Annotated in this window: 19 protein-coding genes; 11 read left to right on the top strand and 8 right to left on the bottom strand. The window is 68.1% G+C overall.

What is annotated here, in order from left to right; genetic code table 11:
* Window positions 1-43: 43 nt before the first annotated feature.
* From AAD027_RS04145 to AAD027_RS04135, 3 genes are read right to left on the bottom strand one after another with little or no spacing between them, the layout of a single operon-like run.
* On the bottom strand, window positions 44-556 hold the full coding sequence (locus AAD027_RS04145) for a hypothetical protein (RefSeq protein ID WP_341724767.1): 513 nt from the start codon (window positions 554-556) through the stop codon (window positions 44-46).
* 3 nt (window positions 557-559) lie between these two features.
* Window positions 560-991, bottom strand: a complete 432-nt coding sequence (locus AAD027_RS04140) for an NfeD family protein (RefSeq protein ID WP_341724766.1) — start codon at window positions 989-991, stop codon at window positions 560-562.
* A gap of 3 nt (window positions 992-994) precedes the next feature.
* Window positions 995-1951: an SPFH domain-containing protein gene (locus tag AAD027_RS04135; protein ID WP_341724765.1), complete on the bottom strand. Its 957-nt coding sequence runs from the start codon at window positions 1949-1951 to the stop codon at window positions 995-997.
* A 171-nt stretch (window positions 1952-2122) separates the two neighbouring features.
* Here AAD027_RS04135 and AAD027_RS04130 point away from each other — a divergent pair, with 171 nt between their 5' ends.
* From AAD027_RS04130 to AAD027_RS04120, 3 genes are read left to right on the top strand one after another with little or no spacing between them, the layout of a single operon-like run.
* Complete coding sequence (locus tag AAD027_RS04130) at window positions 2123-2686, top strand: RNA polymerase sigma factor (protein WP_341724764.1); 564 nt, start codon at window positions 2123-2125, stop codon at window positions 2684-2686.
* Window positions 2679-3407 carry a hypothetical protein gene (locus AAD027_RS04125; protein ID WP_341724763.1) on the top strand — a complete coding sequence of 243 codons (729 nt, stop codon included), beginning with the start codon at window positions 2679-2681 and terminating at the stop codon, window positions 3405-3407. Before AAD027_RS04130 ends, AAD027_RS04125 begins: the two co-directional genes overlap by 8 nt.
* Before the next feature lie 32 nt (window positions 3408-3439).
* Window positions 3440-4606 (top strand): PDZ domain-containing protein, encoded by a 1167-nt coding sequence (locus tag AAD027_RS04120; protein WP_341724762.1) that lies wholly within the window; start codon window positions 3440-3442, stop codon window positions 4604-4606.
* A gap of 198 nt (window positions 4607-4804) precedes the next feature.
* Here AAD027_RS04120 and AAD027_RS04115 read toward each other — a convergent pair whose 3' ends face one another.
* The 5 genes from AAD027_RS04115 to AAD027_RS04095 form a co-directional block, all read right to left on the bottom strand.
* Entirely contained in the window at window positions 4805-5767 is a 963-nt protein-coding gene (locus AAD027_RS04115; protein ID WP_341724761.1) for a DUF6607 family protein, read from the bottom strand.
* Between the two features lie 11 nt (window positions 5768-5778).
* Window positions 5779-6420 carry a Hemin transport protein gene (locus AAD027_RS04110; protein ID WP_341724760.1) on the bottom strand — a complete coding sequence of 214 codons (642 nt, stop codon included), beginning with the start codon at window positions 6418-6420 and terminating at the stop codon, window positions 5779-5781.
* A gap of 5 nt (window positions 6421-6425) precedes the next feature.
* Window positions 6426-8669, bottom strand: coding sequence for a TonB-dependent hemoglobin/transferrin/lactoferrin family receptor (locus AAD027_RS04105; protein WP_341724759.1), 2244 nt, complete (start codon window positions 8667-8669; stop codon window positions 6426-6428).
* Between the two features lie 144 nt (window positions 8670-8813).
* A complete protein-coding gene (hemP, locus tag AAD027_RS04100; RefSeq protein ID WP_341724758.1) occupies window positions 8814-9020 on the bottom strand; it encodes a hemin uptake protein HemP in 207 nt (68 codons plus the stop codon).
* A gap of 92 nt (window positions 9021-9112) precedes the next feature.
* Window positions 9113-10084: an aldo/keto reductase gene (locus tag AAD027_RS04095; protein WP_341724757.1), complete on the bottom strand. Its 972-nt coding sequence runs from the start codon at window positions 10082-10084 to the stop codon at window positions 9113-9115.
* A 327-nt stretch (window positions 10085-10411) separates the two neighbouring features.
* Here AAD027_RS04095 and AAD027_RS04090 point away from each other — a divergent pair, with 327 nt between their 5' ends.
* From AAD027_RS04090 to AAD027_RS04055, 8 genes are all read left to right on the top strand, one after another.
* Window positions 10412-10984: a TMEM165/GDT1 family protein gene (locus tag AAD027_RS04090; RefSeq protein WP_341724756.1), complete on the top strand. Its 573-nt coding sequence runs from the start codon at window positions 10412-10414 to the stop codon at window positions 10982-10984.
* 68 nt (window positions 10985-11052) lie between these two features.
* The gene (locus AAD027_RS04085) at window positions 11053-12351 is read left to right on the top strand and encodes a NupC/NupG family nucleoside CNT transporter (protein ID WP_341724755.1); all 1299 of its coding nucleotides are present in this window, start codon (window positions 11053-11055) and stop codon (window positions 12349-12351) included.
* Window positions 12352-12449: 98 nt separating this feature from the next.
* Entirely contained in the window at window positions 12450-13436 is a 987-nt protein-coding gene (locus AAD027_RS04080) for a ribokinase (protein WP_341724754.1), read from the top strand.
* A 92-nt stretch (window positions 13437-13528) separates the two neighbouring features.
* A complete protein-coding gene (locus tag AAD027_RS04075; RefSeq protein ID WP_341724753.1) occupies window positions 13529-15670 on the top strand; it encodes a TonB-dependent receptor in 2142 nt (713 codons plus the stop codon).
* Window positions 15671-15741: 71 nt separating this feature from the next.
* Window positions 15742-16812, top strand: coding sequence for a PepSY-associated TM helix domain-containing protein (locus AAD027_RS04070; protein WP_341724752.1), 1071 nt, complete (start codon window positions 15742-15744; stop codon window positions 16810-16812).
* Between the two features lie 33 nt (window positions 16813-16845).
* Window positions 16846-17181 carry a YegP family protein gene (locus AAD027_RS04065; protein ID WP_341724751.1) on the top strand — a complete coding sequence of 112 codons (336 nt, stop codon included), beginning with the start codon at window positions 16846-16848 and terminating at the stop codon, window positions 17179-17181.
* Between the two features lie 83 nt (window positions 17182-17264).
* A complete protein-coding gene (gene dusB, locus AAD027_RS04060; protein WP_341724750.1) occupies window positions 17265-18263 on the top strand; it encodes a tRNA dihydrouridine synthase DusB in 999 nt (332 codons plus the stop codon).
* Window positions 18264-18285: 22 nt separating this feature from the next.
* Complete coding sequence (locus AAD027_RS04055) at window positions 18286-19113, top strand: class I SAM-dependent methyltransferase (protein WP_341724749.1); 828 nt, start codon at window positions 18286-18288, stop codon at window positions 19111-19113.
* The last annotated feature ends 636 nt before the right edge of the window (window positions 19114-19749 follow it).

Genomic DNA, 19749 nt, shown 5'->3' with positions numbered 1-19749 from the left:
AAGCGCATTATCCCAGAAGCACGCCGCTGGCGCGGGTCGGCCGCTAAAGGCCGTAGTAGGCCTCGTTGATGCAGTCCACGGCCTTGGCGTCCAGCACGGTGAAGCGACCCGCGGGCAGTTCGATGCGCCCGGCCCAGGCGATGTCCTTCAACCATTCCTGCATGCCGTGCTGGCGCACGATGGCCGCCACGCGGCTGTCGTCCTGGCCGTCGAGGCGGCAGGTGCCGAACTGCAGGTAGTACCCCGGCACGGCATCGGGGTACGGCACGGCATCGGTCACCTGCCAGCGCGCGTGCGCGCCCTCGCGGCCCGCCATCCTGCCCGCGATCAGGTAGCGCGGTTCGGGTTCGCCGGGGGCATCGACCGGTGCTGAGGCCAGCAGCGTGATGGCGTACTCGCAGACCCGCAGCGGGTCGCTGGAATCGGAGACGCAACTGCCGCCGACATCCTGCAAGCCGTCCGGATAGGGCGGCACCACCCGCCCCACCAGTTCCGCACCCGGCGAACCCGTGGAGGCGAGCAGCGATGTCAGCCAACCGAGTACCGCCGCCTGCATGGTTCAGGCCTCCTGGACCTTCAGCGTCATCCCGTCCACGGCCACCACCCGCACGCGCGTGCCGAGCGGCAGGTCGGGACCTTCCACTACCCAGAACGCATCGTCGATCTTGACCCGGCCGCGTCCGCCCGCGATCGGCTGGTCCAGTGCGGCGACCGTGCCGACCAGCTGTTCGGCGCGGCGGTTGAGCAGCGGGCGATCGCTCTGCCGCGCCCTGCCGCGAAACCAGGTGCGGTAGATCTGGATCGACACGAAGCTCAGCACCACGAACGCGGCGACCTGCGCCAGCACCGGAATGCCATCCACCAGCAGCACGCCCAGGAACACCGCCGCCGCCGCGAAGCCCATCCATAGCATGAAGGCGCCCGGCGCCATCGTCTCGGCGGCGAACAGCAGCAGCGCCACCGCGGCCCAACCCGCTACGTCCCAGCGCATGGCTCAGCCCCCCACCCGCGGCGGCACGCGCGGCGGTGCGGCCTGCTGCTTGTTCAATGCCTCCTTGGCCAGTTCGGCGATGCCGGCGATGGAACCGATGATGCCGCTGCTCTCCATCGGCATCAGCACGAACTTCTGGTTGGGCGCGGTGGCCAGTTCCTTGAAGGCCTCCACGTACTTCTGCGCAATGAAGTAGTTGATCGCCTGTACGTCGCCCTTGGCGATCGCGTCGCTGACCATCTGGGTGGCCCTGGCCTCGGCTTCGGCCAGGCGCTCGCGCGCCTCGGCGTCGCGGAACGCGGCCTCCTTGCGGCCCTCGGCTTCCAGCACCGCGGCCTGCTTCTCGCCCTCGGCGCGCAGGATCTCGGACTGGCGCGAACCCTCGGCCTCCAGGATCTGCGCGCGCTTCTCGCGCTCGGCCTTCATCTGCCGCGCCATCGAGTCGATCAGGTCGCGGGGCGGCTGGATGTCGCGGATTTCGATGCGGTTGACCTTGATGCCCCAGGGATTGGTGGCATGGTCGACCACGCCCAGCAGTTGGGCGTTGATGGTCTCGCGCTGGCTCAGCGATTCGTCCAGGTCCATCGAACCGATCACGGTACGGATGTTGGTCTGCACCAGCGCGATGGTCGCGATCTCCAGGTTGGAGACCTCATAGGCCGCCTTGGCCGCGTCCAGCACCTGGAAGAACACCACCCCGTCCACCTTCACCACCGCGTTGTCCTTGGTGATGACGTCTTGGCTGGGCACGTCCAGCACCTGCTCCATCACGTTCACCTTGCGGCCGATCCCGTAGATGATGGGGACGAGAAAGTGCAGGCCCGGCTCCAGCGTATGGGTGTACTTGCCGAAACGCTCTACGGTCCATTCGTAGCCCTGCGGCACCATCCGCACGGTCTTGAATAGGATGATGACGCCGGCGATCAGCAGCACGATCGCCACGAAGCTTGTCTCGAACATCGTTGTTCTCCCCTCTTTATCTAATGTCCTTCGGATGGCCCGAGTATAGACCGCCGGGATGAGGGTTCCGTTCCAGCCCCGGAAGCCGCCCGGAAGGAACTTTCCCACCGGTGCGACGGTATTGCCCGCAGCGGCATCTCCTTCCCTGACCGCCCTGCGACGTCCGCCCGCTTGCCAAAGTCACAATTCGCCATCGATGTGCCGGAAACCCTGATCGCGCACGCGCGCACGGGCGGACGGGAGGCGTTCGAGCAGATCTACCGGCGCTTCGAGCGACCCGTGTTCACCCTGGCGCTGCGCATCTGCGGCAACCGCGAGGACGCCAGCGAGGTACTGCAGGACACCATGATGAAACTGTTCCACCACCTGCCCGACTACCGCGGCGACAGCCCGTTCTGGGGCTGGCTGCGGCAGATCGCCGTCAACGAAGCCCTGCTGCGCCTGCGCCGGCAGAAGCGGCTGGTGGCCGAGATCGCGGTGGACGAGGACGACCTGCCCCAGGACCACGGACCACCCCCGTCCGCCGCCGCCGATGCCGCGCTGCTGCAGCGCGCCTTGGATGCCCTGCCCGCCGCCACCCGCAGCGTGCTGTGGCTGTACCACGCCGAGGGCTACACCCACGATGAGATCGCTGCGCTGATGCAGCGCACGCCCAGCTTCTCCAAATCGCAGTTGTCGCGCGGCACCCGCCGCCTGCGCGCGCTGCTGCGGATCGAGGAACCCGCCCATGCCTGATTCCCGCATTCCCAATCCGCTGCCGCGCGACTGGAGCGACGCCTTCGCCGCGCTGCCGCTGGAGACGCCACCGCCCGACGCATGGGCGGCATTGTCCGCGCGCCTGCCGCCTCGCCCGGCCGGCACGCCGGTGCGGCAGCGCCGGTTGCGCCGCATCGCCCTGGCGGCGGCACTGGCACTGGCCGCCCTGCTGCCGGCATGGTGGCTCGGCCAGCCGGCCCCGACGCCCGCCGATCCGGCCGTCGCCATCCGCGCCACCGCGCCGGACAGCGGCACGGTCCCGGCTTCGTCCCTGCCGCCGGCACCCGACGCGATGACGGCATCCGCTGTCGCCGATCCGCCGGCCAGGGTGGTCACAATGCCGGTCGAAAAGGCGCCACGTGCCACGCACCGCGACGTGCCCGCCATCGCCGCCGCCGCGCCATCCGATCCGCTCGACGCGCTGTATGCCGAATCCGCGCAGTTGGAAGCCGTGCTGGCGCAACTGCCCGAGGCCCGCATGGCCAACGCCGCCGCCGAGGCGCTTTCGGCCGGCTTGCACGACCGCGTGGCCAGCATCGACGTCGCGCTGTCGCAACCGGCCCTTCCCTCGGATACCCAGGCCGACCTGTGGCGGCGGCGCGTGGACGCGCTGCGCCAGCTGACCGGCGTGGAAACCACGCAGCGGTGGCAACTGGCCCGTGGCGACGTCAACAACCGTCCCGACACCGCGATCTACTGAACCGCGATCCGCATCAAGAACACGAGGCCCACATGAAACCGACCTTGCTCACCTCCACCCTGCTGGCCGTCGCACTTGCCCTGCCGCTGGCCGGCCATGCGCAGGCGGATGCCACCGCCAGGCAGCAGGAACTGGATGCCGCCCGCCAGGAATTGCAGCGCGCCGCCAAGCGGGTGGCGGAACTCTCCCGTGAGACGGCCGAACTGCCCCGCGCGATCCAGCTCGATCGCCTTGCCAGCCGCAAGCCGCGCCTGGGCGTGCTGCTTGCGGGCGACGACGACGCCGGCGTACGCATCACCGGCATCACCCCCGACAGCGGTGCGGCCAAGGCCGGACTGAAGTCGGGCGACCGCCTGCTGAGGATCGCCGGCAAATCCATCGCCGGCGCCAACGCCGACGAACGCCTGCAGAACGCGCGCGCCGCGCTGGCCGACCTGAAGGCCGACACGCCCGTGTCGTTGGGCTACCAGCGCGATGGGCGCATGCACGAGGTCCATGTCACGCCCACGCCGGTCGGCCCGCGCATCGCATTCTCCGGCCGCTCCATGGGCGATCCCGGCACCTTCACGATGCTCGGCGATGGCGAAGGCATGCCGTGGCTGGAAGGCGTGCCGCTGCCGCTGGAGGAACTGCGCCTGGGCATCGCGCCGGAAGTGCAGCGCGAACTGCGCCGCCTGGGCAAGCTGGAGGACTGCAAGGGCGAGGACTGCAGGCTGCCGGTGCTGGCCGAGGCGTTCCGCTGGAGCAACCTCAACCTCGCGTCGGTGGACGCGCAGCTGGGCCGCTACTTCGGCACCGACGCGGGCGTGCTGGTGCTTTCCACCGGCGACGAACTGGAAGGACTGCAGGCGGGCGACGTGATCCGCAAGGTGGAAGGCAAGGCGGTCGGATCGCCGCGCGAAGTGATGGAAGCGCTGCGCGGCAAGCCGGGGGACGCCAAGGTGTCGGTGGAATACCTGCGCGACCGCCAGCCGCGCACGTCCAGCATCACCGTGCCGAAGGCCATCCCATTGCGCCTGCCGCTGGCGCCCCGCATGGCGATCCAGGCCCGTCCCGTCACGACCACCATCGCCGCGCCGCATGTCATCGGGAAACGCCGCACGGTCATCGTGGATTCGGATGGCAACGTGCAGACTTTCGGTGAAGAGACAGACGATCCGCCGCCACCGCCGCCCGGCGATGGCGGCGCCCCGCTTTGACGCATAACAAGAAAAGAAACCGTCGTGAATCCCCTGCCCCCGCCGCGTGCGGGGGTCTTTTTTTCCATCGCCTTTTCCATCGCCCTGTAGGAGCGCCCTTGGGCGCGATGCCTTTGCTTTACCGGCAGCCGGCCAAGAGCATCGCGCCCAAGGGCGCTCCTACAAGGATCGAGGCATCAAGGGCGCTTGGTGGGGCGGCTACTTCCCGGCGTGCACGGCAACGCCGTGCTCGGGCGGTGCCTTCTCCACCCACTGCGCGAACACCTTGGCGATGTCCGCGTCGGCCACTGGCTTGCCGGCCTGGATGTCGCTGGCCTGGGTGAACAGCGGGATGATCATCGCCATGCCGTCCACCTTGGTCTTCAGGTGCACGCCCGGCGCCTGCGACAGGAAACCGTCCCAGTGCGCGCGCACTTTCGCCCAGTAATCCGCGGTGGTCTGCCAGTAGTCGCGGGCCGGCTTGAAATCGATCTCGGTGGTCTTCTGGTAATCGTTGAAACCGAACTCGCGCGCCAGTTCCACCTGCGTGCCGTCGGGCTTGCGCAGCACCTTGGTGTTGAACTGCTCGTGCGTCCAGCCGCCCGGCGTCAGCGTGTGGCGGTTGACCACCGACAGCGCGTTGTAGTCGCTGCGGCGGGTGTACTCGCGGCGCGGCAGCGGACGCCAGCTCAGGTCGCTGGTCCAGGTGGCCACGTCGTTGGTGTAGTCCCAGCGGCCGGTGCCACAGTAGCGCGGCGCGTCGCTGACTTCGTAGACACACTGCGTCCATGCGCCTTCGCTGATCCCGGCGGGAACCGGACGCACGTGCCAGGTCTGCTCGGCGCTGAACTCGAAACGCGTCGGCGCCTCGTACACCCAGTCCTGCCGCCAGTGCTTGGTGACGTGGCCGCTCTTGGCGTCCACCAGGATGTGCTGCAGCACGATGCGGGTGGGCGTGTCCTCCACCACGATGACGGTCTCGTCGCCGCCGCTGCGCATGGCCGACTGGCGCTCGTAGCCGGGCTGCAGCAGCACCGTCTCGTCGAAGGCGAAATCGACCGTGTAGTCGCCCTGCATGGCCAGGATGGACTGGCGGTCGCGGGCGGGATCGGCCGCGGCGAAGGCATTGGCGGTAAGGCACAGCGCGGTGGTGGCAAGTAGAACGGCTACCGGGTTCTTCATGGGTACTCTCTTCATTTCAATCTGACCAGCGGGATCGCGTTGTCGTCCCCCGCACCTTTTGCATCCACGCGCGGTCCTGCCGGAAAGTGCGAACCCGCGCAACAACAGTCGTCGATCGACGTGTCCGCCTCGGCGCCTTCGGCCAGGGCGATCCTGCGCGCCGTCGCAACGCCCAAGGGCGATACGGTCGCAAGGCTCGCCGCCAGCGATGGCGAAACCCGTGCCTGCACGTTGTGTTCCTGCGGCACCGCATGCAGCCGCAGCGCGCAGGCACGCCACTGCCCGCTCAGCAGCCTGCCTGCCAGGCGCCGCCAGAGGCGTTCGCCCAGGCTTCCGCACGCACTCTCGCTGCGGGCCGGCAGCGAGCCGAGCAGGCGGTCCCATGCCACGAAGTCGCTGTCGGGCAACAGGAACAGGCGCCAGCAACAGCGATCCTCCGCGTCGAAGAACAGCAGGCTCTCGTTCAAACCATCGCTGTCCACGCCGGTACACGCTTCCACGCGGACCGCCTGGTGCCAGCCGGCCAGTTCGCTGCCATGCTGCGTGCGATACAGACACAGCACGGTGCCCAGGCCAGCCAATTGCCGGGACGTGGGCAGCATGCCCGCCTGATGCAAGCGCATGCTTCCCGGATGTCCCAGCACGCCGGCCATGACGGCTACCAGCTCACCGAGACGCTGGCCGCCAGCGTACGGCCCGGCGAGGTGTAGCGGTCCAGCGTGGCGCTGCTGCCCGCCACGACAGGCACGTCGCCGGCGTCGGAATACTTGCGGTCCGCCAGATTGAACACGCCCACGTTGAACTTGGCGCCCGGCGCGAAGTTCCAGTGCGCGTACAGGTCGAGCACGCCGTAGCCGCCCTGCCGGTAATTCGTGGGGTCCGACACACGATCCTTGCGGTCGACGAATCGGCCTGCCAGTTCGGCACCCCAGGCGTCCTGGTCGTAGGCCAGGCCCAGCGTCGCCGTCAGCGGGTCCACGCTGTCCAGCGGCGTCCCGTCGCTGCGGTCCTCGCCACGCGACCACGCGGCCGCACCACGCAGCGACCAGCCCTCCCACGTGTCGGACAGGGCGCCGAAGTCCACGCCCGCCTTGGCTTCCACGCCGTAGATCTCCGCCTCGGCGATGTTCTGCGACTGGTAGACCATCAGGCCATCGTCGTTGAAGCCGATGAAGCGCATGGACTCGATGAAGTCGTCGTATCGGTTGTAGTAGCCGGACAGGCTGCCGTAGACCGCAGCGCCCGAGAACCGCACGCCCAACTCCAGCCCGTCGCTGGTTTCCGGCTTCAGGTCCGGATTCGCGATCGCGGTGTAGCCGAACTGGACGTTAGTGAAGCCGATGTTGACGTCGTTGTACGGCGGCGAGCGGAAGCCGCGCGCATAGCCGCCGAACAGCGACCAGTCCGGCGCGAAATGCCAGACCATGCCCAGCTTGGGCGAAACGCTGGTTTCGCTGATGTCGGCGATCGCCACGCCGGGATTGTCGCCTGCGAAGATGGCGTCCATCTCCGGCTTCAGGCGATAGTGGTCCACGCGCAGGCCGGGCACCAGGCGGAATTCGCCATCCGCGAAACCGATCTCATCCTGCACGTACAGTGCCGCATTGGTGGTCTTGCTGATCGGGAAGTCGCGCACGGGGAACACGTCCGGGGACATGACCGGCGTACTCACGCCGGTCAGCGGGAATGTGCGCAGGCCATCGCGCTTCTGCCGCGTTTCGGTCCGCGACACGTCCAGCCCATAGATCAGGTCATGGCGCACCCGTTCGCCGAAGGCTTTCCGGACGTTCGCCTGCAGGCCATAGGTGCGCTGGTCGAAATTGAATTCGCGCTCGCGGACGTCCTGCAGCGTGGGAGCCGGCAAGATGCGCTCTTCGCGCGTGTACTGGGTGGTTTCGCTGTCCTGGCGATAGACCTGCCAATCCAGGCTGTCGGCGAAACCGGTGCCCAACTGGTCCCACTCATGGGCAAACGCCACGCGCGCCCGGGTCTGGTGGTCGTGCGCGGTCACCGACGTATTGGTGGCGCCGGTCAGCGCCTGGAATCCCAGCTGGTTGAGCAGGTTGGTATCGGTACTGTCCTCGTTGCCTTCCACCGTCAACTTGAAGCGTTGCGTCTGGCTGGGCGCGAACACCAGCTTGGTCAGCAAGCTCCGGCCATCGCGATCTTGAGGATTGGGAAGCGTGCGCGCGGCACCGGTACCACCGACCTCGCCTTGGTTTTCGGTCTCCTGGCCCTGGCGATGGCTTACCGCCACCAACCCGCTCCAGCGTTCGCCGCCGAAGGCCGCCGTCGCGCCGCCGAACAAGCCATCCCAGCTACCGTCATAGCCGAGCTTGAATCCGAAATAGGCATCCTTGCCCTCCTCCAGATAGTCCGAAGGATCCTTGGTGATGAACGACACCACGCCGCCCAGCGCATCGGAGCCATACAGCGAACTGGACGGGCCGCGCACGATCTCGACCTGCTTCAGCGTGTCCAGATCGACGAAATTGCGGTTGGCGTTGGAAAAACTGCCGATGGAGAACGCATCCGACACCGGGATGCCGTCGGTCTGGATGCGCACGCGGTTTCCGTCCAGCCCGCGGATGCGGAAACCGCCCAGTCCGAACCGACCGAAGCTCGAGGTCACCGACACGCCCGGCTCGTATCGCACCAGGTCCTTGATGTCGCGGACCAGGTGGTCGTCCAACTGCTCGCGGTCGATGACGCTGACCGTGTTGGGCACGTCGCCGATGGCGCGCTCGCCACGGGTCGCGGTGACCTGGATGCGCTCGAATTCGCGCGCGGCGGCATCGGCGGAGGAAGAAGTCGAACCGGATGTATCGGCGGTGGTTTCGGCGTGGGCGTGGCTGGCGAATGCCAACCACAGTGCCGTGGTCAGCAGCGTGGGGCGCATCATGGCGTGCAGCATTCCTACTGATGGGTAGATGAAAAACCCGGAAGGCTGGCGGCCGGAAATCCGATGGCTGGCGCCCAGGTGGAGAGATCAGGTTGTTGCGGCGCGCAGGGACTCCCCCGCGCACCAACGGCGGCGTGGCGCGGATTACTTGGTGAGGATCAGCTTGTCGTTGCTGGTGTGGCGCAGACGGTATACGCGGTCGCCGTGCCGGATCAGGATCTCGCGGCGTCCCTTCAACAGCACTTCGCTGTCCAGGGATTCGTCGGCGGCCGGCGTGGCCAGGCGCGGGGAGATTCGCTCGCGCAGCGCGGTCGAATCGACGGTGGGCAAGGGTGTGACGTTGGTGATCATCGGGAAGCTCCGTGGCGGAACGGAGTTAGATGATAATGATTCTTATTTGCGCGTCAATAGGGTCCGCGCAATCCGCCGATATACGGCATCGATCAATCCGCGGCGGCCGTCAGCCGCGCCCAGACCGGTTCGTCGTAGCGGGCCATCAGGTCCAGGGCACCCAGGTTCTCCCGCAGCTGTTCAGGGCGGCTGGCGCCCAGGATCACGCTGGAGACATGCGGGTTGCGCAGACACCACGCGATGGCCAGCGGCGCCGGTTTCTCGCCCAGTTCCCGCGCCACGTGGGTGAAGCGCTGCGCGCGTTCCCGGCGGCGGCTGTCGGGATCGCCGAACACCATCTCGCGCAGCCAGCCATGTCCGGCCTGGCCCAGCCTCGAATCGGCCGGCACCGATGCGTCGTACTTGCCGGTCAGCAGGCCCGAGGCCAGCGGCGACCAGGTGGTCGTGCCCAGCCCCAGTTCGGGATACAGCGGCGCATATTCCAGTTCCACCCGCTGGCGGTGCAGCAGGTTGTACTGCGGCTGCTCCATGGTCGGGCCATGCAGGTGATGCTCGCGCGCGATCTTGGCCGCCTCGCGGATACGCGCGGCCGGCCATTCCGACGTGCCCCAGTACAGCACCTTGCCCTGGCGCACCAGGCTGTCCATCGCGAACACGGTTTCCTCGACCGGGGTGTCCGGATCGGGGCGATGGCAGTAGTACAGGTCCAGGTAATCCACGCGCAGCCGCTGCAATGCCGCATGGCAGGCTTCGATCACATGCTTGCGCGACAATCCGCACTGGGTGGGTCGCGGGTCCTCGACCGCGCCGAAGTACACCTTGCTGGACACGCAATAGCCATCGCGCGGCAATCGCAGGTCGCGCAGCGCATCGCCCATGACCCGCTCGGCCAGGCCATGGCCGTAGACCTCGGCATTGTCGAAGAAGTTGATGCCCTGTTCCCACGCCAGCGCCAGCAGCTCGCGCGCTTCGTCGCGTCCTACCTGCTGGCCGAAGGTGACCCAGGCGCCGAAGGACAGTGCGGAGAGCTTCAGGCCGGAATTGCCGAGGCGACGGTATTGCATGGCGCACTCCTTCTGGAAGAGACGACGTCGCCGGCATCGTATCGCGCGCCGGCCCGGCCGGACCCGTTCCATCGCCTGCGAATGAGAACGGCTCCGCGGCGCGCGGGCGGACCCTGTACAATGCGCGCACTTTCCTCCTCCGGGGAGTAGCCCACCCGTCCCGACGGGTTCCGCGCGTCAACACACTTGGTCGCAGGCCATGGTGCGCGGGGCGAAGCTACTGGCTTCCGCTGGGCAAGACCGAAGGCAGGCGTCGCGCTTACCCGGGCCGGGCAGTGCGTCGTTTGCCTTCGCGCATCGCGCGAATGCCTGGCCCCGGAGCACTCGATGTTGTCCCTGCACGCCCTGCTGGTTTCCACCGGCACCGTCACCCTGGCCGAGATCGGCGACAAGACCCAGTTGCTGGCCCTGTTGCTGGCCGCGCGCTACCGCAAGCCCTGGCCCATCGCGCTGGGCATCCTGGCGGCGACATTGGTGAATCACGCGATATCGGCCTGGTTGGGCGCCGAACTGACCCAGTGGCTGTCGCCGGAGGTCCTGCGCTGGATCGTGGCCGCCAGTTTCCTGGCCGTGGCGCTGTGGACGCTGAAACCGGACACGCTGGAGGACGAAGCCGACAAGCTGCCCGCCCGCGGCGCCTTCCTCGCCACACTGGTGGCTTTCTTCCTGGCCGAGATCGGCGACAAGACCCAGGTGGCGACGGTGCTGCTGGCGACCAAGTACGTGCCGCTGTGGCAGGTGGTGGTCGGCACCACGCTGGGCATGCTGCTGGCCAACCTGCCCGTCGTCTGGCTGGGCCACCGCTTCGCCGACAGGCTGCCGCTGAAGCTGGCCCGCACGCTGGCCGCGGTGGTGTTCCTGGCGCTGGCGATCTGGGTAGCCTGGAACGGCGTCGGCTGAACGGCCGTACCGGCGGTCCCGGCTGCTAGACTGCGCCGTCAAAAGAACGATGAAGGCTGGGGGATTGCATGGTGGAAGTCCTGGGGCGGATCGGCTTCGGCCTGTTCGGCCTGGCGGTGCTGATCGGCATCGTCTGGCTGTTTTCCAACAACCGCAAGGCCGTCGACTGGAAGCTGGTCGCCACCGGCATCACCCTGCAGATCGGTTTCGCCGCACTGGTGCTGCTGGTGCCGGGTGGCCGCGAAGTATTCGATGCGCTCGGCCACGGGTTCGTGAAGATCCTGAGCTTCGTCAACGCCGGCTCCACCTTCATCTTCGGCGGATTGATGGACACGGAAACGTACGGGTTCATCTTCGCCTTCCAGGTGCTGCCCACCATCATTTTCTTCGCCGCGCTGATGGGCGTGCTGTATCACCTGGGCGTGATGCAGTTCGTCGTGCGGATCATGGCCCTGGCCATCACCAAGGTGATGAAGGTGTCCGGCGCGGAAACCACCAGCGTCTGCGCCAGCGTGTTCATCGGCCAGACCGAAGCGCCGCTGACGGTGCGCCCCTACATCTCCAAGATGACCGAGTCCGAGCTGATCACCATGATGATCGGCGGCATGGCGCACATCGCCGGCGGCGTGCTGGCGGCCTACGTGGGCATGCTGGGCGGCGGCGATCCGGAACAGCAGGCGTTCTACGCCAAGCATCTGCTGGCCGCGTCGATCATGGCCGCGCCCGCCACGCTGGTGGTGGCCAAGCTGCTGATCCCCGAAACCGGCACGCCGCTTACCCGCGGCACGGTGAAGATGGAAGTGGAGAAGACGTCCAGCAACATCATCGACGCCGCCGCGGCCGGCGCCGGCGACGGCCTGCGGCTGGCGCTGAACATCGGCGCGATGCTGCTGGCCTTCATCGCGCTGATCGCGCTGATCAACGCGCCGCTGACCTGGCTGGGCGACGTCACCGGCCTGTCGGCGATGCTCGGCAAGCCGACCGACCTGGCGGCGATCTTCGGCTACCTGCTGGCGCCCATCGCCTGGGTGATCGGCGTGCCGTGGCAGGACGCCACCACGGTGGCCTCGCTGATCGGCCAGAAGGTCGTCATCAACGAGTTCGTCGCCTACCTGCAACTGGCCGACATCGTCAACGGCAAGGTCGCCGGGGTGGCGCTGTCCGACGAAGGCCGGTTGATCGCCACCTACGCGCTGTGCGGCTTCGCCAACTTCAGCTCGATCGCCATCCAGATCGGCGGCATCGGCGGGCTGGCGCCCGAGCGCCGTTCCGACCTGGCGCGCTTCGGCCTGCGTGCGGTGCTGGGCGGCACCATCGCCACCCTGATGACGGCCACCATCGCCGGCGTGCTGTCGCACTTCGGCTGAGCCCGGAAGCGGCCGTACGGCGGCCGCTTTCCTCCGATGGATCACGTTCCACTCCATGACCGCGGCATCGCCGCCGTCGGGACAGCAGGTGCACTCCGATGAACAAGCCTTCCCCCTCCACCGGCCGCGTCACCATCGTCGGCTCCTTCAACGTCGACCATGTGTGGCGCTGCGATGCGCTGCCCGTCGCGGGAGCGACCATCGCCGGCCGCTATGCCAGCGGCCCCGGCGGCAAGGGATTCAACCAGGCCATCGCGGCGGTCCGCGCCGGCGCGGACATCACCTTTGTCTGCGCATTGGGCGATGACGCGGGCGGAGCATTGGCGCGCGAGCTGGCGGCGGGCGACGGCCTGGACCTGCGCGCGCAGGCCAGCGAGGAACCCACCGGCACCGCCGGCATCTACGTGGATGCGCACGGCCGCAACACCATCGTCATCGGCGCCGGCGCGAACGCCGTGCTGGACGCGGCCTTCGTGGCGCGGCAGGACGAAACGCTTGCCGCTTCCGCCGTATTGCTGACGCAACTGGAATCGCCGGCCGACACCGTGCTGTCCGCGCTGCAATCGGCGCGCCGGCACGGCGCACTGACGCTGCTGAATCCGGCGCCCGCCAACGCCGGCACCACCACCGAACTGCTGGCGCAGGCGGACATCGTCACCCCCAACGAAACCGAGTTCGCCGCGCTGCTGGCGCGCCACCTGGGCGAACGCGTCAGCGCCGACGACGTCGCCACGCTGGACGGGGTGACCCTGCACCAGCACTGCCGCCAGTTGCTGCCGCACGGCACGGTCGTCGTCACGCTCGGTTCGACCGGCGTGTACGTCTCCCACTGCGAGGACGCCTTGCGCGGCGATGCGCGCGCCCACTACCGGGTGCCGGCGGAAGCGGCCAACGTGGCCGACACCACCGGGGCCGGAGACGCCTTCAATGGCGCGCTCGCCGCGTCGCTGGCGGGAGCGCCGCAGCCTGCGTTCGCGGACCACGTGCGCTTCGCCAACCGTTACGCCGCCCTGTCCACCGAACGCGCCGGCGCGGCGCTGGCGATGCCGACGCACGCGGAATTGCAGGCCCGCTTCGGCGACTGAGGCACCAGCCAGGTGTGGCGGCCCCGGTGGCGGGTCGATATCGATAACAATTCTCATTTACAATGCGCGGGATTCCCACTCCCACCGCATTGATGAACGCCACCCGCCCCCGCCTGCTCGTGCTGGCCCTGACCGTCGCCCTCGTCCCCAACGCCTTCGCCCAGACCACCCAGACCGCCCCGGCCGGCGACCAGGTCACCCAGCTCACCAAGGTCACGGTGTCCGCTTCCACCGCCCGCCTGCCCGAGGGCGAGGGCGCGCTGCCCAACACCATCACCGTGATCACCCGCGAGGAACTGGAACAGCAGCTCGCGCTGACTTCGGACATCTCGCAGATCATCGCCAACCTGGTACCCGCCTTCGCGCCTTCGCGGCAGAAGCTCTCCAGCCGCGGCGAATCGCTGCGCGGCCGCCGCCCGCTGTACATGGTGGACGGCGTGCCGCAGTCCACACCGCTGCGCGACGGCTCGCGCGACGCGCACACCGTCGACCCGGCGATGATCGAGCGGATCGAGATCATCCACGGCGCCAACGCGCTGCAGGGGCTGGGCGCCTCCGGCGGCATCATCAACTTCATCACCAAGCGCGCGCCGAAGGAAGACGGCACGTTCTTCGAGACGTCGCTGTCGGCCAGCGCGGCCGTGCCGCGCCAGTCGGACGACGCCAGCTACCGCGGCTCGTTCCTGGTCGGCACCCGCAAGGGCGACTTCGACTTCATCGGCGGCGTCGCCTACGACAGCCAGGGCCTGTACCGCGACGGCGAGGGCCGCGCCATCGCGGCGAACACCGTGCAGGGCGACATCATGGATTCGAAGGCCAACGACGTGTTCCTGAAGTTCGGCTGGAACCTGCCGCGCGACCAGCGGCTGCAGCTGAGCGTCAACCGCTACGAACTGGAAGGCAACGGCGACTACGTCTCGGTCGACGGCGACTTCGCCGCCGGCATTCCCGCCACGTCGGTACGCGGCCGTGCGCAGCTGGACCCGGCGCGCAATCTGGCCGAGTCCGTGGCGTTGGACTACACCGTGCCGCACCTGCTCGGCGGCAGTTTCCAGGCACAGCTGTTCTGGATGGACTTCAAGAGCCGCTTCGGCGAATCGCAGTTCAGCAATTTCAACGGACCGGGCACGCCCAGCCAGCTGGAACAGTCGCAGAACGTGTCCAGGAAACGGGGCGTGCGCCTGACCCAGTCCTGGGGCAAGGTGGCGGGCCTGCCGCTGCGCATCACCGCCGGCCTGGACGCGCTGAGCGACACGACCTACCAGGAACTGCTGGTCAGCGGCCTGGACTGGGTGCCGGAAACCGAATACCGCAGCCTGTCGCCGTTCGTGCAGGCGCAGTGGTGGCTGTTCGACAGCCGCGTCATGCTGGCCGGCGGCTTGCGCTACGAGAACGCCGAACTGAAGGTGGACGACTACACCACCATCCCTTCCACCGGCGCGCACTTCGTCGAGGGCGGCACGCCCGACATGAGCGAGACGCTGCCCAACTTCGGCGCGGTCTGGTACATCACCGGCGACCTCAACGCCTACGCGTCCTATGCCGAAGGCTACAGCGTGGCCGACGTGGGCCGCGTGCTGCGCGCGGTGAACCAGCCGGGCCAGCGGGTGGAGAACCTGGTGGATATCTCCCCGGTGGTGGCCGACAACCAGGAGATCGGGCTGGAATACGACAACGGCCGCTTCGACGCCAACCTGGCCTATTACCGGTCCGAATCCGACCGCGGCTCGCTGCTGATCTTCGATCCGGTGAACAATGTCTACAACGTGCAACGCCAGGCCACCGAGATCAAGGGCTGGGAAGCCAGCGCGGCCCTGCGCTTCAACGAGAAGACGCGGATCGGCCTGGGCTACGCGCGCGCCGACGGCCGCTACGACCGCGACCAGGACGGTCGGCTGGACACCGACCTGGAAGGCGTGAACATCTCCCCCAACCGGCTGACCGCGTTCTGGGAACAGGGTTGGGGCGATGCGTTCTCGACCCGCCTGCAGGCCAGCCACGCCTACGACCGCGACTTCGACCGCAATGGCGCCCAGGTCGCGGATTTCCAGGGCTACACCACCGTCGACCTGTTCGCCCGCATCCGGTTGCCGGTGGGCACATTGAACGTGGGCGTGGAGAACCTGCTGGACGAGCAGTACATCAGCTACTACTCGCAGACCACGCCGTCCAACGCCGACTACACGGCCGGCCGCGGACGCGTGCTGACGGTGGGCTGGGCGCACCGATTCTGACCTCTGCCACAAGGCCCCGCATGCCGCACCGCCAGGCCACACGTCCATCCGCCGCATGGCGCCTCCGCGCCGTGCTCGCCTGGCTGCACCTGTGGCTGGGCCTGACGGTGGGGCTGGTATTCGCGGTGGTTGGGCTGACCGGCTCGGTGCTGGCGTTCCAGAGCGAGCTGTTGCAGGCGGCGCACCCGCAGCTGTCGCGCGCGGACCTGCCGGCGCTGGAGCGGCAGGGACAGGCGCTGGCGCGGATCATGGCCGATGCCGAAAGCAGGGGCATCCGTTCCATCGACCTGCCTTCCGCCCGCCTGCCGGCCTGGCAGGCGCACGCCGGCAAGGGCGAACGCCATTACTTCGACGCCGCCACCGGGGAACCGCTGCTGGTCCGCACCGCCGACAACGACCTGCTGCTGTGGCTGCGCGAACTGCACACCCATCTGCTGGCGGGTGAGAACGGCGAACAGGTACTGGGTGCTTGCGGCATCGTCGCGGTGTTCCTGCTGCTGTCGGGCCTGTACCTGTGGTGGCCACGACTGGCATCGCTTTTCGTCAGCCTGCGCTGGCACGCGCACCCGCCGGAGCGACGCTGGCTGAGCTGGCATCGCAGCGCCGGCGCATTGCTGTTGCCGTTGCTGCTGCTGGCCAGCGTGACCGGCGTGGCGCTGGTCTACAACCAGCCCGTCCGCGCCGCGCTGCGCTGGACGCTCTACGACGGGCCGGAGGTGGTACCGCCACTGCCCCTGGCACCGCGCGGCGAGCGCATCGACTGGCCGGCCGTCCTGCGCGCCGCCGAAGGCGGGCTGCCCGGCGGAGCGCTCAGGCGCGTCAACGTACTGCGCGGCGACAACGCCCTGGTGGCGATCCGCGCCCGCGCCGCCGGCGAGTGGCATCCCAACGGCCGCAGCATGATCTGGCTGGATCCCTACCAGGCCCGGGTGGTGCAGGTGCACGACGCCACCGCGCAGGATGCCGGCGCCCGCATCAGCGAAGCGATGTACCCGCTGCATGGCGGCTTCATCGGCGGACGCGTCTGGCAATGCGTAGTCGCCCTGGCCGGGTTGGTGCCCGCGTTCCTGTTCGTCACCGGCCTGATGTTATGGATCTCACAGAAGAGGCGCGACGCACGTGCCGTCGCGGCGACGCGGTAAGCTCGGCGGGCCACCACCGACAGGAGGATTCCCATGGCAGGCAAGTTCGAGATCACCACCCGCAAGAACGGCGAATTCCAGTTCAACCTGAAAGCCGGCAACGGACAGGTCATCCTGACCAGCGAAGGCTATGGCGCCAAGGCCTCGGCGCTCAACGGGATCGAATCGGTGCGCAAGCACAGCCAGGCCGATGCCAGCTTCGAGCGCCTCACCGCGAAGGACGGCAGCCCCTACTTCACCTTGAAGGCAAGCAACGGCCAGGTGATCGGCCACAGCGAGATGTACAGCGGTACGGCCGCCCGCGACAACGGGATCGCATCGGTCAAGACCCACGCACCGGATGCCGCGGTGGTGGACACCACCGCCTGACGACCCTTCCACGGAAACGCGGCGGAGCCCGGCATCGCCGGGCTTCGCCGTCCCCGGATGGCCGCGACGGTACAATGGCCGCCATGCAGATCGGCCCGTACCGCATCGACCCGCCGGTGATCCTGGCCCCCATGGCCGGGGTCACCGACAAGCCGTTCCGCCTGCTGTGCAAGCGGCTGGGGGCGGGCCTGGCCGTGTCGGAGATGACCATCAGCGACCCGCGTTTCTGGAACACGCGGAAGTCGCTGCGCCGCATGGACCACGACGGCGAACCCACCCCGGTCAGCGTGCAGATCGCCGGCACCGAGCCCGGTCAGCTGGCCGACGCGGCGCGCTACAACGCCGACCATGGCGCGCAGATCATCGACATCAACATGGGCTGCCCGGCCAAGAAGGTCTGCAATGCCTGGGCGGGCTCCGCGCTGATGCGCGACGAGGCGCTGGTCGGCCGCATCCTGGAAGCGGTGGTGAAGGCGGTGGACGTGCCGGTCACCCTGAAGATCCGCACCGGCTGGGACTGCGACCACCGCAACGGCCCCGCCATCGCCCGCATCGCCGAGCAGAGCGGCATCGCGGCGCTGGCCGTGCATGGCCGCACCCGCGACCAGCATTACACCGGCACGGCCGAGTACGACACCATCGCCGCCATCAAGGCCGCGCTGCGCATCCCGGTGGCGGCCAACGGCGACATCGATTCGCCGGAGAAGGCCGCCCACGTGCTGAGGAAGACCGGCGCGGACGCGGTGATGATCGGCCGCGCCGCGCAGGGACGGCCGTGGATCTTCCGCGAGATCGCGCATTTCCTCGCCACCGGCACGCGCCTGCCGCCACCCTCGCTGCAGGAAGTGCGCGAGATCCTGCTGGGCCACCTGCGCGCGCTGCACGATTTCCATGGCGAACCGCAGGGCGTGCGCATCGCGCGCAAGCACCTGGGCTGGTACGCCAGGGACCGTCCCGAGAACCTCGCCTTCCGCGCTGTGGTGAACCGTGCCGAGAGCGCGGTCGAGCAGTTGCGCCTGACCCGCGACTACTTCGATGCCTTGATCGCCGGCGTGGCGCCGGAATTGTCCGCGGCCGCCTGACCCCCTTGCCGGAAGTTTCCCCATGAGCGACGCCGAAAACGCCCCCGCCTACCTGCATGGTTTCTCGCCGGTGGAACAGGCGCGCCTGATGAAGCAGGCCCGCCTGCTGGAAAGCACGCTGTTCAACCACGTCGACTACACCGGCGCGCGGCGCCTGCTGGAAGTGGGCAGCGGCGTGGGCGCGCAGACGGAAATCCTGCTGCGCCGCTTCCCCGACCTGCACGCCACCTGCGTGGACCTCAACGCCGCGCAGCTGGAATCCGCGCGCCAGAACCTGGCGCGGATGCCCTGGTGCCGCGAGCGCTACACGCTGCAGCAGGCCGATGCGAGCCGGCTGCCGTATTCCGCGCGCGACTTCGACGCCGCCTTCCTGTGCTGGGTGCTGGAGCACGTGCCCAACCCTGCGCGCGTGCTCAGCGAAGTGCGCCGCGTGCTGGCGCCGGGCTCACCGGTGTACGTCACCGAGGTGATGAATTCCTCGTTCCTGCTGCATCCGTATTCGCCCAACGTGTGGCGCTACTGGATGGCGTTCAACGATTTCCAGTACGACAGCGGCGGCGACCCGTTCATCGGCGCCAAGCTGGGCAACCTGCTGCTGGCCGGCGGCTACCGCGACGTCGCCACCGAGATCAAGACGGTGCATTTCGACAACCGCGAGCCGGCGCGGCGCAAGGACATGATCGCGTTCTGGGAGGAACTGCTGCTGTCGGCGTCCGATTCGCTGGTGCAGGCCGGACGCGTCACCCAGGACGTGGTGGACGGCATGCGCCGCGAAATGCGCGACGTGCAGAACGACCCCGACGCGGTGTTCTTCTACGCCTTCGTGCAGGCCCGCGCGACGGTCTATTGACGTTGGTATACGACGGATAAACATAACCGTTGCACGGTGCTTTCCGGCATTGTCTGGCGTGTCGGCGGCGGCGGGACGATAGACGTGCCGGACGGCCCCCACCGGCTTGCGCATCGCCGTAGCACAACACGCCGTACCGGCTTCATCCGGAAGTTGTCATGTACGTAAGAACCCTCTAGCCGCCGCGATCGTGCCGTCATGCTCACGATCAGCGGGACAATCGGGAAAAGACTTCCGGCTGGTGAAATCCGCGGTCCGCGGACCGCTTGCCCACGCACCTTCCCGCCACAGGCAAGGCGTCGCGCGCCACGAGGCACGTGATGGCTCGCCCGGATGACGATCTTGACACGGCCCCTGTTGCCTTCAGGCCCAGCGTCTCGGCTGCGACCGTGCACGGATGTTGCGGTAGGTCGGACTGAGTCGCTGGCGTGAGTTGGTGGAGCCGTAGGCATCCTTGCAACGTTACCGATAAGTCCGGTCGGCCGCGGCGGCGGTCCAGACCTTAAAGCAGACGGATCGGTGACTTGACCGCGTCCGTGGTATTGCTTGCATCCATTGATGGGTGGGTCGGCTACAGGCTGGAAGCAGCCGATAGCGTGGTCTCGGCTGCTGTTGCATTCATGGGGATTTGGGTCG

It is taken from the genome of Pseudoxanthomonas putridarboris, from assembly GCF_038321125.1.
Taxonomy (GTDB): Bacteria; Pseudomonadota; Gammaproteobacteria; order Xanthomonadales; family Xanthomonadaceae; genus Pseudoxanthomonas_A; species Pseudoxanthomonas_A putridarboris.
Note: the sequence above shows the minus strand (reverse complement) of the source record. Positions and strands in the feature narration are given on the sequence as shown.